The sequence below is a fragment of the Kineococcus gurbantunggutensis genome, assembly GCF_050871925.1.
Lineage (GTDB): Bacteria > Actinomycetota > Actinomycetes > Actinomycetales > Kineococcaceae > Kineococcus.
Genome location: NZ_JBJLSG010000059.1, coordinates 12,926 through 27,403 on the forward strand (window position 1 = coordinate 12,926; position 14,478 = coordinate 27,403).

The window sequence follows — 14,478 nt, forward strand, 5'->3', positions numbered from 1 at the left end:
CGCCGGGCGGGCACCGGGCACCGCCTCAGGTGGTGAGCTGCAGCGCCAGCACGGCGGCCGTCGTGCACGCGGTGGCGCCCACCAGCCCCAGCGCGGCGAAGCGCGGCAGCGCGATGCGCACCCCGCGCGCCCGGCAGCGCTCCAGCCACAGCAGCGTCGCCAGCGAGGCCCACGGCGTCACCAGCGGGCCGAGGTTCACCCCGGCGAGCACCGCCACCAGCCGCGGGGCGCTGCCCGCCAGCGGCTCCACCGCCAGGTAGGCCGGCAGGTTGTCCAGCACGTTCGCGCCCACCGCGGCCGTCGCCGCCAGCCGCAGGTGCGCGCCCAGACCCTCCCCGGTGCCCGCCGGCGCGCGCAGCAGCCCGTCCAGCCCGTGCGCCCGCGCCGCCTCCACGACCAGGAACAGCCCGGCGACCAGCACCACCGTGCGCCAGGGCAGCAGCGACGGGCGCAGCGCCCCGCGGCGGCGCCGGGCGAAGACCGCCACCAGCACCAGCGCCGCCACCGCTGCCGGCACCGCCGGCTCCACGCCGCTGACGAACGCCGGCGCCAGCAGGCAGCACACCAGCGCGGCCGTGCCGAACAGCACCGGGTCGCGCGGCGGCGCCGGCGGGGGAGCGCCGTACCCGCCGCGCAGGGAGCGCAGGTGCGTCAGGGCCAGCACGAGCACCGCCGTCGCGGTGCCGGCCAGGAACGGCGCCCACGTCAGCGCCGTGAAGGCCGCGGTGCCCGAGACCCCGAAGCGCTCCATCTCGTCCAGCGCGATGAGGTTGGTGAGGTTGGACACCGGCAGCAGCAGCGAGGCGGTGTTGGCCAGCCACACCGTCGTCATCGCGAACGGCAGCGGGTCCAGGCGCAGCTGCGCGGCCAGCGCCAGCACCACCGGGGTCAGCAGCACCGCGGTGGTGTCCAGGGAGAGCACCACGGTGGCCACCACGCCCAGCAGCACCACCAGCAGCCACAGCCGCCAGGTGCGCCCGCGCCCGCCGCGCGCGGCCAGCCGCGCCGCCGCGTCGAACACCCCGGCCTCGTCGGCCAGCTCCGCCACGACCGTCACGGCCAGCAGGAACGCCAGGACGGGCCCGGCGCGGTGGGCCACCTCGGCCAGCCCTGCCGGGCCGACCAGGCCGGTGGCCACGGCCAGCGCCCCGGCCAGCCCGCACACCCACCACACCTCAGCGGCCCCCCGCCCCGCCCGCGCGGCGCCGCCCCGCAGCGCTCCCCGGGGCGCTCACGGGGGAGCTCACGGGGGCGCTCACGGGGCCTCGACCTCCAGCGTCCACGGCGCCCCGCGCCGGGCCGGCTCGAGCAGCTCCGCCCCGAACGCCTCGACGGTCGCGTCGAGCAGCGCGGCGGGCGTGCGCGGCGGGCGGCCGGCCCGGGTCAGCAGGTGCCGGGCCAGCAGGCCGCGGGTGTGCTTGGCGGCGTGCGAGACGACCCGCCCGCCGCGCAGCACCCGCACGGCCACCGTGCGCCCGGCCGTGTCCGCGTCCGGCACCCACGCCGCGGCGTACGCGGCGGAGCGGCAGTCGACCACCAGGCCCGACGGCCGCAGCGCCTCGGCCAGGTGCGGGCGCCAGAACGCCGCCAGCGGCCCCACCCCCGGCAGGTCGGTGCCCATCGACAGGCGGTAGCCGGGCACCCGGTCGCGCGGGCCGAGCACGCCCCACAGGGCGGAGACCACCAGGACCCGCCGCGCCGCGGCGGCCGGCAGGGACGGCAGGTCCAGCGCGTCGTGCAGCACACCGGTGTAGACGCGCGCGGCCGGTGCGGCCGGGCGGGTGCGCAGCGTCGTGTTGGCGCGCACCACCTGCGCCAGGCTCGCCCCCGCCCCCAGCAGCGCGGGGGCGTCGGGGCGCGCGGAGAGGTCCACCAGGGCGTCCAGGACCCGCTCGCGCGCCGGGGTCAGCCCCGGCGAGGACAGCGAGCCCAGGTCCACCGGTGCCCCGCGCGGCGGTCCCGCCCACTTCGACTCCGAAGGGGGCAGCAGCACGAGCACGAGGGGGCAGCCTAGGGGCGCGCGCGTGCCGCGGCGCCGCCGGGTGGCGGTACCCTCGTCGTGGACGAGTCGGCCGGGCGGTCGCGTCGGCCCGGGCGACCGGGCCGCCGAGGAAAGTCCGGACTCCACAGGGCAGGGTGGTGGGTAACGCCCACCCGGGGTGACCCGCGGGACAGTGCCACAGAAAGCAGACCGCCTCCCCGGCGCGAGCCGGGGCGGTAAGGGTGAAACGGTGGTGCAAGAGACCACCAGCGCACCGGGTGACCGGTGCGGCTCGGCAAACCCCACCCGGAGCAAGACCAGACAGGCAGCGTTCGAGGGCGGCCCGCCCGAGCTGCCGGGTAGGTCGCTGGAGGCGTGCGGCGACGCACGCCCGAGAGGGATGGCCGCCGCCGGCGGGGGTCCTCGGACCCCCGCCGGGCACAGGATCCGGCTTACAGGCCGGCTCGTCCACCCCGCCCCGGGCACGGCGCCCCGCGGTGGTCCTCCCGCGGCGGTCGTGCGGTGCGGGCCCGAGCACCGCTCGCGCCCGCACCACCCGAAAGGCCCAATTCCGTCCCGCGCTGGTCACTCTGCGTGTACTTTTTGATGTCGCCGGGCGGGGGGCCCGGAGAGGTCGTGGGGGGAGAACGAGATGGGCACGAAGTCGTCCCGCAGCGCCCGGGGGGTCGGGCGCCTGGCCGGAGCCGCGGCGGTGCTGGGCATGCTGGGTGCCGGGGCCGGTGCTGCTCCGGCCGTCGCGGCGCCCGCGCTGCCGGACCTGGTGGTGACCGGCGTGTCACCGGCGCTGGGTTCCTACATGCAGGGGTCGCAGGTCCTGTTCGAGGCGACGGTGCGCAACGTCGGCCGGGCCGCCAAGGAGCCGGGGCAGGTCGTCGGCGTGGCGTTCGTGGTGGACGGGCGGGTGGTCACCTGGTCCGACGACACGACCGCGGGCATCGCGCCGGGGGAGTCGATCACCGTGCGCGCCACCGCCGGCCCCACCGGTGCGCGCACGTGGGCGGTGACGCCCGGCCGGCACTCCGTGCGCGCCTGGGTGGACGACGTGGACCGCGTCCGCGAGGCCGACGAGCGCAACAACGTCCTGGAGCAGGAGGTGGCGGTCGCGCGGTCCACCGCCCGGGCCGTCACCGGGGTCACCGCGAGGGCCGCGGCCGACCCCGCGCGGTACCGCGCCACCCACGACCGCGGCGTGCGGGTGTCCTGGAGCGTGCCCGCCGGGCAGCCGGCCGGCACCACGTACACGGTGCTCGAGCACCCGGCGGCCGGCGACGGCGCCTACTGCTCCCGGCCCGTGGACCTCACGCGCGTGACGACCACCGCGTCCTCGGTGGTCCTGCCCCAGAGCGTGCCCAGCGCGTGCTCCGTGCGCGGCGACCTGCGCACCAGCACCTTCAGCGTCGTGGCCACCCCGCCGGGAAGGGCGCCCGTGGAGTCCGCGCACACCGGCACCTGCGAGAACGCCGTGATCAGCAGCTCCAGCGGCACCAGCGCCGACGGCGTCCACGGCCCGGTCACCCGGTGGTGGCTGCGCTGCGCCGACGGCGCCCCCCTCGAGGACGCGGGGATGGTGGCCGGCACGCCGACCGCCGTCGTCGACGCCGGCTCCGCCTCCGACACCGGCTACACCGGCGGGCAGCCGTTCACGGCGACCGGCGGTGCGCTGACCGGGGACCTGGCCACCTCCCGCTGGGGCTGGAGCCGCTACTCCCTGCCCGTGCCCGCCGGCGCCGCCGGCCAGGGCCGCTACCGCGTCCAGCTGCTGCTGGCCGAGCCCACGTGGTCGCGGCCCGGGCAGCGGGTGTTCGGGCTGACCGTGGAGGGCGTGCAGGTGCGCGAGCGGCTGGACCTGGCCGCCGAGGTGGGCCGCGACGGCGTCGCCGTCGTCGAGGCCTTCGTGGACGTCACCGACGGGGCGGTCACCGTCGACGCCACGAGCATCGTCGACAACCCGATCGTGGCCTCCCTGGCCGTCCACCGCGTGCGCACCCCGGTCTGACCGGCGCACCGCCCCTCCGGCGCCCCCTCCCGCACCGGGACGGGGCGCCGGAGCCGTGTTCAGGGCACCGGCGCGCCGTCGCCCGCCCCGTCGCGGTTGGCGAGCCACGCCTGCCGCAGCCGCGCGTTGGCCGGCTCCGGGGCCGCGCCGCACACCGGCGCGTGCAGCACGCGGGCACCGACCTGGTCGGGGTCGTCCCCGGCGGGCTCGGCGCCGCCGTCGCGCACCCGCCAGCGGTCCGGCACCGGGATCGAGGTGGCCAGCACCGCGTCCTTCGCCAGCTGCACCCGCCCACCGCCGCGGCCGGCGCGGTAGCTGTGCACGGTGGCGCCGCAGCGCGCGCACTCCTCCTCGGTGAAGGGGCGGGCGGCGGCGCGCTGCGCCATGCGCGCGACGTGCCGCAGCACCTCGCTGGACTGCTGGCCCAGCGTCGGCGGCAGCCCCGCCGGCGCTGCGGGTTCCGGCGCCGCGGGCACCCGCGGGGCGCGCGCGGCGCTGAACCGGGCGGTGCAGCCCGCGCACACGCTCACCACGACGCCGAGGCGCTCCTGCGGGTGGACGTCCTCCAGCCCGCCGCAGAACGCGCAGACGGACTCGGCGCGCGGGGCGTCCGGCACCTGCTGCTGGCTCACCCCGCCAGCATGCCCGTCGCCGCCGACACCACCGCCACCCGCCCCGCCTCAGCCGCGCAGGGCGGGCACGACCTCGCGCTCGAAGAGCTCCACGCCGCTGGTGTCGGTGGCCGCCTCGGCGAAGTAGGCGATCGGGTACGTCATGCCCGCCCGCACGAGCGGGCGCAGCTTCTCCACGATCTGCTCGGGGGTGCCCACGCCCGGCAGGTGCGGGGCGGTGGAGCCCATCTCGCGCTCGGCGGCCTCGGCGCCGACGTGCCGCTCCAGCAGCGCGCGCCGCGCGGCCAGGCGCTCGGCGACCTCCCGCTCGTCGCGGCCGACGACGACGTTGTAGTTGGCGCTGCGCACGATGGAGCCGAAGTCGGTGCCCACCTCGCGGCAGTGCTCCTCCAGCACCCGGGACTTGTGCGTGAAGCCCTCGAGCGTGCCGTCGAAGTTGGTGTACTGCGCGTACTTGGCCGCGGTGCGCAGCGTCTTGCGCTCCCCGCCGCCGGCGATCCACATCGGGATGCCGCCCTGCTGCAGGGGCAGCGGGCGCGAGATCGCCCCGTCGGTGGTGTAGTGCTCGCCGCGGAAGGTGGACATGCCCTCGCGCCACAGCTGCGACATGATCTGCACGCCCTCGTCCAGGCGGGCCAGGCGCTCACCGGCGGAGGGGAACCCGTAGCCGTAGGCGCGCCACTCGTGCTCGTACCAGCCGGCGCCGATGCCCATCTCGACCCGGCCGCCGGAGACCACGTCCACCGTGGCGGCGACCTTGGCCAGGTAGGCGGGGTTGCGGTAGCTCATGCACGTGCACATCTGCCCCAGCCGGACCCGCTCGGTGGTCGCCGCGAAGGCGGCCATGAGCGTCCACGCCTCGTGGGTGGCCTCCTCGGTGGGCTCGGGGACCGTGTGGAAGTGGTCGAAGACCCAGATCGACTCCCACACGTCCCCGGCGTCGGCGCGCCGGGCCAGGGAGCGCATCGCCGCCCAGTGCTCGGCGGGGGGCAGTTCCGTCAGGTCGTGCTTCCAGCCCTGGGGGACGAAGAGTCCGAACCGCAGCGTCGCGTCGCTCACGGCGCGACCCTAGCGCCCGGCCGGTGCCCGGGGCCACCGCCGCGCCGCCCCGGTCGGACCCCGCCGTCCCGGTGGGGCTCCACCGGACCCGGCCGCGGCCGGCCGGGTTCAGCCGCGGCGGCGCGCCGCGGCCAGCGAGGCGGCGCCGATGATGCCGGCGTCGTTGAGCAGCCCGGCGGGCACGATCGGGGTGCGCAGGTCCAGCAGCGGCAGGAACTTCTCGTGCTTCTTGCTGACGCCGCCGCCGACGACGATGAGGTCCGGCCACAGCAGGTCCTCCAGGTGCGAGTAGTACCGCTGCAGGCGCTTGGCCCACTGCTGCCACGACAGGTCGTGGCGCTCGCGCGCGGAGTCCGCGGCCTTCTTCTCGGCGTCGTGCCCGCCGATCTCCAGGTGCCCCAGCTCGGTGTTCGGCACGAGCTTGCCGTCCACGATGATCGCGCTGCCGATGCCGGTGCCCAGCGTGGTGACGACCACCACGCCCTTGACGCCCTTGGCCGCCCCGAAGGCCGCCTCGGCGTAGCCGGCCGCGTCGGCGTCGTTGACGACCTGGACCTCCCGGCCCAGGGCGTCGGAGAACAGCGCCTCGGCGTCCGTGCCGATCCACGAGGGGTCGACGTTGGCGGCGGTGCGGGTGATGCCGTGCTGCACGACCGCGGGGAAGGTGATGCCGACGGGCGCGTCGGCGGGCACGTCGGTGAAGCCGGCGAGGACCTGGGCCACCACGGGCGCGACGGCCGCGGGCGTCGCCGGCTGCGGCGTGGCCAGGCGCACCCGCTCGGCGCGGAACTCGCCGGCGAGCAGGTCCACGGGGGCCGCCTTGATGCCGGAACCGCCGATGTCCACCCCCAGGGCCAGGGCCGGCCGGGCCGGGGAGGAGGTCTCGGGCAAGCCGCTGCTGGACGCCGTGGGGGTGCTCACGCCGCTGAGCCTAGGCAACGGCGGGCGCCGCGTCTCGCGGACGGCGCGCGCCGCGCCGCCCGCCGCGCCGTCCGCGGGGCGCGCGCCTCAGCGCACGGCGCGCGCCGAACCCTCCTTGGGCATCAGCACCCACAGCACCAGGTAGGCGACCACCTGGGTGCCGGGCAGGACGCACGAGAGCACGAACAGCAGGCGCACCAGGTTGGCGGACACGCCGAAGCGGCGGCCGAGACCGGCGCACACGCCGGCGAGGACCTTGCCGCGGGCGGGACGGACCAGGGTGTTCACGGGGTTCTCCTCCCCTCGTTCCGACGGACGCCGGTGCAACGAGCGGGGGGTGCCGCGCGTGCCCGCGCCGGCGGCGCGTCGGGGAGGGGCGTCAGGGCAGGGTGAGGACGTCCGCGCCGGTCTCGGTGACCACGAGCGTGTGCTCGAACTGGGCGGTGCGGCGGCGGTCCCTGGTGACGACCGTCCAGCCGTCCTCCCACATGTCCCACTCGTGGGTGCCCAGGGTGAGCATCGGCTCGATCGTGAAGACCATGCCCGGCTCCATGACGGTGTCGTGCGCGGGGGCGGCGTCGTAGTGCGGCACCACCAGGCCGGAGTGGAACGCCGGCCCCACGCCGTGGCCGGTGAAGTCGCGCACCACGCCGTAGCCGAAGCGCCGGGCGTAGGCCTCGATGACGCGGCCGACGACGTTGATCGCCCGGCCCGGGGCGACCGCCGCGATGCCGCGGCGGGTGGCCTCGCGGGTGCGCTCCACCAGCAGCCGGGACTCCTCGTCCACCTCCCCGCACAGGTAGGTGGCGTTGTTGTCGCCGTGCACCCCGTCCAGGTAGGCGGTCACGTCGAGGTTCACGAGGTCGCCCTCGCGCAGCACCGTGGAGTCGGGGATGCCGTGGCAGATCACCTCGTTGACGCTGGAGCACAGCGACTTGGGGAAGCCCCGGTACCCCAGGGTGGAGGGGTAGGCGCCGTGGTCGCAGAGGTACTCGTGGCAGACCCGGTCCAGCTCGTCGGTGGTGACGCCCGGCGCGATGCGGGAGGCGGCCTCCGCCATGGCGCGCGCGGCCAGCCGCCCGGCGCGCCGCACGCGCTCGACCGTCTCGGGGTCCAGGACGTGCGGGCCGGTGTAGGGGGCCGGGGCGGGCCTGTCGACGTACTCCGGCCGCGGGATCGAGGCCGGCACCGGCCGCCGCGGGCCCACCGTGCCGGGGACCAGGTCGCCCAGGGGGGCGGTGCTGCGGGGGCTGGCGGTGCCGGTGCTCATGGCACGATCCTAGGTCGCGTGCGCGAGCGGGCCGCAGGGGCGAGGATGGCGCGGTGAGCGCTGGACCGTTCTTCTACGACACCCGCACCGGCGAGGTGCTGGACGACGAGCACCGCGGCCCCGCCAAGTACCTGCTGGGCCCCTACGCCACCCGCGAGGAGGCGCAGCGCGCCCCCGAGCTCGCCCGGGCCCGCACCGAGGCGGAGGACCTCAGGGACGAGGAGGAGGACGACTGGTGACGCACCCGGTCCCGGGCCGCGCCCACCGGCGGGAGCACGCCCGGGTCCGTCGTGGGGTGGATGCCGCGGGCACTCGTGCGCGGGCACGATCGTTGCTCCACCGGGGCTCCTAGGATGAGCCGGGCGTGGCAGCAGTCGAGGACGAGGGGAACCGCCTGATGTCGGAGTCGCTGGACCTGAGCAAGCCGCTGACGCCGCCCGCGGCGCCGGCACCGGCCGCGAGCGACCTGCAGCTGACGCCCCCGGCCCCGGTCCCGGTCGTCGCCGAGGAGCAGGCCGAGAGCATGATCCCGCTCGACGAGGCCACCCGCGCCGAGCTGGGGCGCAAGGCGCAGGCCTTCGTCGCCGACCTGGCCGCCCAGGACCCGCGCAGCCCCGCCTTCCAGAAGCGCGTGGACGACATCACGCGCATGGGCGAGCAGGAGGTGCGCGCCTCCGCGCAGGTGTCCAACCGCATGCTGGAGCGCCCGGCGTCCTCGCTGGCCGGGGCCAAGGGGCAGAAGGCCTCCGGGCCCGGCGCGGACGCGCAGGTGAAGGTCGCCGGCACCCTGCTGGACCTGCGCCGCACCGTCACCGAGCTCGACCCCGGGCGTGCGGACCTCAAGGGCGTGAAGAAGGTCCTGGGCATCATCCCGATGGGCAACAAGGTCCAGCGCTACTTCGAGCGCTACCAGGACGCGCAGTCCCAGCTCGACGCCATCATCAAGGCCCTGGCCAGCGGCCAGGACGAGCTGCGCCGGGACAACGCCTCCATCGAGTCCGAGAAGCAGCACCTGTGGACCACGATGGGCAAGCTCACCGAGTACGCCACGCTGGCCAAGGCGCTGGACGAGGCGACCGTCGCCAAGGTCGAGGAGCTGCGGGTCACCGACCCGCGCGCGGCCGAGGCGCTGACCTCCGACGCGCTCTTCCCGATCCGCCAGCGCCACCAGGACCTGCTGACCCAGCTCGCCGTCAGCGTGCAGGGCTACCTGGCGCTGGACCTGGTGCGCAAGAACAACCTCGAGCTCATCAAGGGCGTGGACCGCGCGCAGACGACCACCGTCGCCGCGCTGCGCACCGCCGTCGTCGTCGCGCAGGCGCTGGCGAACCAGAAGCTCGTGCTGGACCAGATCAACGCCCTGAACACCACGACGAACCAGATGATCCTGTCGACGTCGGAGATGCTCAAGCAGCAGACGGCGCAGATCCACCAGCAGGCCTCCACCGCCACGGTGGACGTCGCCACGCTGCAGAAGGCGTTCGACAACGTCTTCGCCACGATGGACGCCATCGACACCTTCAAGCAGCAGGCGGTGCAGAGCATGGCTTCCACCGTCGACGCCCTGGAGGGCCAGGTGCACCGCTCGCGCTCGTACCTGGAGCGCGCGCGCAAGGGCGAGGACGGCGGCGCCGGCCCGGCGCTGCCGGGGCCGGGGCGGTGAGCGGGGTGGCCGAGCGGGCACCGCGCGCCCTGCGGGCGCGCTCCCGCGGCGGCGAGGTGGTCCCGCGGCGGGCGGTGCGCGCCACCGCGCCGCCCGAGGTCGTCTCCCGGCGCCTGCGCAGCCGCACCTGGCGCGCGGCGAACTCCTGGTGGCTGGCCGTGCCCGCCGTCGGGCTGCCGTGGCTGGCCTTCCTCTACATGGGGCTGCGGGGTCGCCGGCCCGCCTGGGTCGCCGCGGCCGCGGGGTACCTCGCCTCGTTCGGGGCGGCCTTCGGGCTGCTGCTGGGGGAGACGCTGTCCGCGAACGTGCTGGGCGTGCTGCTGGCGCTCGGCACCTGGGGTCTGGGGCTGGTGCACTCGGTCATGGCGAACTCGCGCTGGTTGCGCATCAAGGCGGCCTTCACCGGCGAGCACGAGGCGCTGGAGCAGGCGCCGCCCGCACCGGCCGTGCCGGCGGCCCCGGCCGACCCCGTGCAGGCGCTGCGCGCGCGCCTGCGCGAGACCGTGCAGCGCGCCAACCGCGCCGGCGGGCGCCTGCCCGACGGCGCCGTGCCCGCGGTGCGCGAGGTCGAGGACGTCCTCACGCCGGTGCTCGCCCACGTCGAGCGCCGCGGCGCGCAGGTCGAGGAGCTGCACAACCTCGAGGCCATCGTCACCGAGTACCTGCCGCAGGCGCTGGAGCGCTACCTGGACCTGCCCGAGGACTACGCGCTGCACCACCGCGGCCCCTCGGGCACCACGCCCGCCGAGGAGCTCGTCGGCCAGCTCGGGCTGCTGCTGGAGGGCGCCCGGGAGCTGCAGCAGGCCGTGTACGACCACGACGCGCGCCTGCTCAGCGAGCAGGGCCGCTTCCTGGACGCGAAGTTCCGCCGCTCGGACCTGGACCTGTAGGAGGCCGTGGTGGGAGTCGACCTCGGCAGGGGCGGGGAGCAGGTGCCCGAGCGGCCGCGCGAGCAGCCCGGCCCGACCGCCGGCCCGCCCCCGCCCTTCGGTGCCGGGCCCCCGCCCGGCGCCGCCCCGCCCGCGCGCTCCACCCCGCCGCCGGCGCCGTACCGCCCGCGCCCGCCCTCGCCGCCCGCGCGCAACGAGCTGCACGGCGCGCACCCGGCGCGCCGCGCCCCCGAGGACGACGAGGCCCGCGAGATCGAGGCCCTGGGCATCGACGAGTCCCGCCTGACCCCGCTGGGCGCGACGCTGCCGAAGGTCGGGTTCGTGCCCGACCCGGTCCTGCAGGCGGTCCGCTTCGGCTGGATGGGCCTCTGGATCGTCGGCTACGCCCTGTGGTGGCCGATCGGCATGCTGCTGATGTTCGCCTGGATCGGCGCCAACGGCGCCTACGAGGCGCACAAGAAGGAGCTGCGCCGACGGCGCAAGCGCGAGATGCGCGCCCTGCGGGCCGAGGCCGCCGGCGGCCCGCCCGCCCTGACCGGCGGGCGCGGCGCGGCCCCGCGCCCCGTCGGCGCCGCGCCGCTGCCGGCCGCCCCGCCGCGGCCGTTCACCGAGCAGCACGCCTCCGGCGCGGTGCCCCCGGTGACCGACGCCGAGCGCGCCCTGCTGGCCACCGTGCACCGCGTCGACACCAGCGGCCGCTTCGAGCGGCCCGACGTCGTGCTCGTGCACGAGGTCGCCGACCAGCTCGGCCCGCTGCTGCTGCGGGTGGCCGAGCGCGGGGCCGACCCGCGGGTGCGCCACGACCTGGAGACCCTGGCGACCGAGCACCTGCCGCGCACCGTGGACGACTTCCTGGCGCTGCCGGCGGACTACGCCCGCGAGCACCGCACGGCCGCCGGCACCACCCCGGCCGAGGAGCTGCGCAACCAGCTGCACCTGCTGCTGGAGGGCTGCCGCCGCCTGCGCGACGCCGTCCACGACGCCGACCTGGAGCGCCAGCAGCAGCAGAGCCGCTTCCTGGAGTCGAAGTTCCGGCCCAGCGAGCTGGACCTGTGACCACGCCGGCGCGCCAGCGCGCGAGCACCGGCACCCCGAGCGGGAGGAGCGCACCGTGACCCTCGACGTGCAGCTGGTCGGGACGACCACGCAGATGGCCGTCGTCACCCTGCGACCTGGGCAGGTGGTGTACGCGGAGGCGGGCAAGTTCCTCTTCTCCTCCGGCGACGTGGCCGTGGAGACGAAGCTGTCCGCGCCGGGCGAGAAGTCCGAGGGGGGCCTGGGCGGGCTGCTGCGCGGCGCCGTCGGCGCCGGCAAGCGGGTGCTGGCGGGGGAGTCCTTCGCCTTCCAGCACTTCTCCACCCCCGGCGGGGACGGCCTGCTCGGCCTGGCCGGGGTCCTGCCCGGGGAGATGCGCCACATCGAGCTGGACGGCTCGACCACCTGGTTCGCCGAGAAGGACGCCTTCGTGGCCGCCGAGGCCGGCGTGCGCTTCGACATCGCCTTCTCCGGCCTGGGGCAGGGCCTCATGGGCGGGGAGGGGTTCATCCTCGAGAAGTTCTCCGGGCGCGGCTCGCTGCTCATCGCCGGCGCGGGGGACTTCATCGACCTCAACCCCGCCGACTACGGCGGCACCGTGCGCGTGGACACCGGCTGCATCGTCGCCTGGGACGACCGCGTGCAGTACAGCGTGGAGACGGTGGGCCGGCTGAACCGGCAGGGCATCATGAGCGCCGTCTTCGGCGGCGAGGGCCTGACCCTGGCCACCCTGCGCGGCAACGGGCGCGTCATCCTGCAGTCGGTGACCATCGAGGGCTTCGCCAGGGCCCTGGCCAAGAACGCCGCCAAGCCCGACCAGCAGGGCCTGGGGGCCATCGGCGGCCTCTTCTCCGGCTCCCGGGGCTGAGCACCGCACCGGGCGGAACCACCTCGCCCCCCGCGCACGTTGATCGGGGAGCGGGCACCACCCGCACGAGACACGGACGACCGACGAAACGGAGCGCACACCATGGGCGTCAGCCTCAGCAAGGGCGGCAACGTCTCCCTCACCAAGGAGGCGCCGGGCATGACCCGGGCCGTCATCGGGCTCGGCTGGGACGCGAACAGCTTCACCGGCTCGGACTTCGACCTCGACGCCCAGGCCATCATGGTCGGGCAGAACGGCAAGGTCCCGAACGACGGCTTCTTCGTCTTCTTCAACCAGCTGAAGTCCCCGGAGGGCTCCGTGGAGCACACCGGCGACAACCGCACCGGCGAGGGCGACGGCGACGACGAGAAGATCAACGTCGACCTGTCCCTGATCCCCGCCGAGATCGACAAGGTCGTCTTCACCGTCGCCATCTACGACGCGGACACCCGCAAGCAGTCCTTCGGCCAGGTGCGCAACGCCTTCATCCGCGTGGTCAACGCCGAGAGCGGCACCGAGGTCGCCCGCTACGACCTGTCCGAGGACGCCTCGACCGAGACCGCGATGGTCTTCGGCGAGCTGTACCGCAACGGCGCGGACTGGAAGTTCCGCGCGGTCGGCCAGGGCTACGCCAACGGCCTGCGCGGCATCGCCACCGACTTCGGCGTCAGCGTCTGACACCACCGGGGCGCCCCGCGCGGGCGCCCCGGCGGGCCCGCCGCCGCGCGGGCGCGCCCCGCGCGGCGGTTGGCCGCCCGCGCCCGGCCCTGAGAGGGTGCGGTGTCACTCCCGCCGTGCGGGCTCGAACGAACAGGAAGCGGACGCGTGATCCTCAAGACCTACGGCTGGTCCTTCGCCGTGACGATCGCGGGCCTGGTGCTGGCCGCGTGGTACGGACTCTCGGCGCACCTGGGCATCTTCCAGGCCCTGCTCCTGGTCGTCATCCTGTGCGTCCTGGAGATCAGCCTCTCCTTCGACAACGCCGTCGTGAACGCGACGGTGCTGGAGAGGATGAGCGACTTCTGGCAGAAGATCTTCCTCAGCGTCGGCATCATCATCGCCGTCTTCGGCATGCGCCTGGTCTTCCCCATCATCCTGGTCAGCGTCACCGCGGGCCTGGGGCCGGTGGAGACCGTCCAGCTCGCGCTGGAGGGCGGCGACCCCGAGGAGCCGGGCACGTACGGGTACGCGCTCAACGAGGCGCACCCCACCATCGCCGCCTTCGGCGGGATGTTCCTGCTGATGCTGTTCCTGAACTTCCTCTTCGGCGAGAAGGAGCACCACTGGCTCAAGCCGGTCGAGCGGCTCGGCGAGCGCGTGGGCAAGCTCGAGGCGGTGCAGGTCGTCGTCGCCGGCGCGGTGCTGCTCATCGCGGCGGAGACCTTCGCCACCGACCACGGCCGCACCGTCCTGGCCTCGGGCCTGGCCGGCATCCTGACGTACCTGCTGGTCAACGGCCTGGGTGAGCTGTTCAACGTCGAGGAGCACCTCGAGCACGAGGACGCCGCCCACGCCGGGCAGGGCGGGCAGGGCGGCCGGGACGGTGCCCTGGCCGACGGCGGCGCGGCCGTGCCCGGCCAGCGCGGCACCGGCGGCCCGACCGCCGTGGCCAAGGCCACCGGCAAGGCGGCGTTCTTCCTCTTCCTGTACCTGGAGGTCCTGGACGCCTCGTTCTCCTTCGACGGCGTCATCGGCGCCTTCGCCATCACCTCGGACCCGATCATCATCGCGATCGGCCTGGGCGTGGGGGCCATGTACATCCGCTCCATGACGGTGCACCTGGTCAAGGAGGGGACGCTGGCGCAGTACCCCTACCTGGAGAACGGCGCGCTCTGGGCGATCGGCGCCCTGGCCGTGATCCTCATCATCAGCATCGAGGTGCACATCCCCGAGGTGATCACCGGCCTCATCGGCCTGGCCTTCATCGTCGCGGCCCTCGTCAGCTCGATCGTGCGCAACCGCCGCCACCCGGAGGAGGCGCACGTGGAGGCGCACGCCCCGGCGCACTGACGCGCACCGGTACGCACCGACACGCACTGACACACGGGGACCGGGGCCCCGGGGCGCGCCCCCCCCGCCCGCCGCAACCACCGCGGGCCGGTCAGCCGCCCCCCCCCCCGCACCACACGGTGGTACCCTCTG

At 75.7% G+C, this 14,478-nt stretch carries 15 protein-coding genes and 1 other RNA gene; 9 read left to right on the plus strand and 7 right to left on the minus strand.

The window, feature by feature from the left end; genetic code table 11:
• Window positions 1-25: 25 nt before the first annotated feature.
• The gene (locus ACRYR7_RS12735; protein ID WP_432572471.1) at window positions 26-1,174 is read right to left on the minus strand and encodes an SLC13 family permease; all 1,149 of its coding nucleotides are present in this window, start codon (window positions 1,172-1,174) and stop codon (window positions 26-28) included.
• 81 nt (window positions 1,175-1,255) lie between these two features.
• Window positions 1,256-1,999 (minus strand): YaaA family protein, encoded by a 744-nt coding sequence (locus ACRYR7_RS12740; protein WP_432572473.1) that lies wholly within the window; start codon window positions 1,997-1,999, stop codon window positions 1,256-1,258.
• 65 nt (window positions 2,000-2,064) lie between these two features.
• On the opposite strand from ACRYR7_RS12740, the gene rnpB reads away from it, so the two are divergent.
• Window positions 2,065-2,452, plus strand: an RNA gene (rnpB, locus tag ACRYR7_RS12745) — RNase P RNA component class A.
• Window positions 2,453-2,633: 181 nt separating this feature from the next.
• Entirely contained in the window at window positions 2,634-3,998 is a 1,365-nt protein-coding gene (locus ACRYR7_RS12750) for a CARDB domain-containing protein (protein ID WP_432572474.1), read from the plus strand.
• Between the two features lie 59 nt (window positions 3,999-4,057).
• On the opposite strand, the gene ACRYR7_RS12755 is transcribed toward ACRYR7_RS12750, so the two are convergent.
• The 5 genes from ACRYR7_RS12755 to map all read right to left on the minus strand — a co-directional run bounded on the left by ACRYR7_RS12755 (window position 4,058) and on the right by map (window position 7,880).
• On the minus strand, window positions 4,058-4,630 hold the full coding sequence (locus ACRYR7_RS12755) for a DUF6083 domain-containing protein (protein ID WP_432572475.1): 573 nt from the start codon (window positions 4,628-4,630) through the stop codon (window positions 4,058-4,060).
• Between the two features lie 48 nt (window positions 4,631-4,678).
• The gene (locus tag ACRYR7_RS12760; protein ID WP_432572483.1) at window positions 4,679-5,674 is read right to left on the minus strand and encodes an LLM class F420-dependent oxidoreductase; all 996 of its coding nucleotides are present in this window, start codon (window positions 5,672-5,674) and stop codon (window positions 4,679-4,681) included.
• Between the two features lie 123 nt (window positions 5,675-5,797).
• Window positions 5,798-6,580 (minus strand): polyphosphate--glucose phosphotransferase, encoded by a 783-nt coding sequence (gene ppgK, locus ACRYR7_RS12765; RefSeq protein WP_432572484.1) that lies wholly within the window; start codon window positions 6,578-6,580, stop codon window positions 5,798-5,800.
• A gap of 117 nt (window positions 6,581-6,697) precedes the next feature.
• Window positions 6,698-6,889 carry a PspC domain-containing protein gene (locus ACRYR7_RS12770; RefSeq protein ID WP_432572485.1) on the minus strand — a complete coding sequence of 64 codons (192 nt, stop codon included), beginning with the start codon at window positions 6,887-6,889 and terminating at the stop codon, window positions 6,698-6,700.
• A gap of 100 nt (window positions 6,890-6,989) precedes the next feature.
• Window positions 6,990-7,880 carry a type I methionyl aminopeptidase gene (gene map / locus ACRYR7_RS12775; protein WP_432572476.1) on the minus strand — a complete coding sequence of 297 codons (891 nt, stop codon included), beginning with the start codon at window positions 7,878-7,880 and terminating at the stop codon, window positions 6,990-6,992.
• Window positions 7,881-7,933: 53 nt separating this feature from the next.
• On the opposite strand from map, the gene ACRYR7_RS12780 reads away from it, so the two are divergent.
• The 7 genes from ACRYR7_RS12780 (at window position 7,934) to ACRYR7_RS12810 (ending at window position 14,346) form a co-directional block, all read left to right on the plus strand.
• On the plus strand, window positions 7,934-8,119 hold the full coding sequence (locus ACRYR7_RS12780; RefSeq protein ID WP_432572477.1) for a hypothetical protein: 186 nt from the start codon (window positions 7,934-7,936) through the stop codon (window positions 8,117-8,119).
• 158 nt (window positions 8,120-8,277) lie between these two features.
• The gene (locus ACRYR7_RS12785; RefSeq protein ID WP_432572486.1) at window positions 8,278-9,543 is read left to right on the plus strand and encodes a toxic anion resistance protein; all 1,266 of its coding nucleotides are present in this window, start codon (window positions 8,278-8,280) and stop codon (window positions 9,541-9,543) included.
• Window positions 9,544-9,548: 5 nt separating this feature from the next.
• Window positions 9,549-10,433, plus strand: coding sequence for a hypothetical protein (locus ACRYR7_RS12790; RefSeq protein WP_432572478.1), 885 nt, complete (start codon window positions 9,549-9,551; stop codon window positions 10,431-10,433).
• 9 nt (window positions 10,434-10,442) lie between these two features.
• On the plus strand, window positions 10,443-11,489 hold the full coding sequence (locus ACRYR7_RS12795) for a hypothetical protein (RefSeq protein ID WP_432572479.1): 1,047 nt from the start codon (window positions 10,443-10,445) through the stop codon (window positions 11,487-11,489).
• 55 nt (window positions 11,490-11,544) lie between these two features.
• Window positions 11,545-12,336: an AIM24 family protein gene (locus ACRYR7_RS12800; RefSeq protein ID WP_432572480.1), complete on the plus strand. Its 792-nt coding sequence runs from the start codon at window positions 11,545-11,547 to the stop codon at window positions 12,334-12,336.
• Between the two features lie 102 nt (window positions 12,337-12,438).
• Window positions 12,439-13,014 carry a TerD family protein gene (locus ACRYR7_RS12805; protein WP_432572481.1) on the plus strand — a complete coding sequence of 192 codons (576 nt, stop codon included), beginning with the start codon at window positions 12,439-12,441 and terminating at the stop codon, window positions 13,012-13,014.
• A 147-nt stretch (window positions 13,015-13,161) separates the two neighbouring features.
• Window positions 13,162-14,346 (plus strand): DUF475 domain-containing protein, encoded by a 1,185-nt coding sequence (locus tag ACRYR7_RS12810; RefSeq protein ID WP_432572482.1) that lies wholly within the window; start codon window positions 13,162-13,164, stop codon window positions 14,344-14,346.
• Window positions 14,347-14,478: the final 132 nt, after the last annotated feature.

Coding starts and splice junctions, on each gene's coding strand:
- map (WP_432572476.1), bottom strand. CDS start 7,880: ATGAGCACCGGCACCGCCAGCCCCCGCAGCACCGCCCCCCTGGGCGAC.
- ACRYR7_RS12785 (WP_432572486.1), top strand. CDS start 8,278: ATGTCGGAGTCGCTGGACCTGAGCAAGCCGCTGACGCCGCCCGCGGCG.
- ACRYR7_RS12750 (WP_432572474.1), top strand. CDS start 2,634: ATGGGCACGAAGTCGTCCCGCAGCGCCCGGGGGGTCGGGCGCCTGGCC.
- ACRYR7_RS12805 (WP_432572481.1), top strand. CDS start 12,439: ATGGGCGTCAGCCTCAGCAAGGGCGGCAACGTCTCCCTCACCAAGGAG.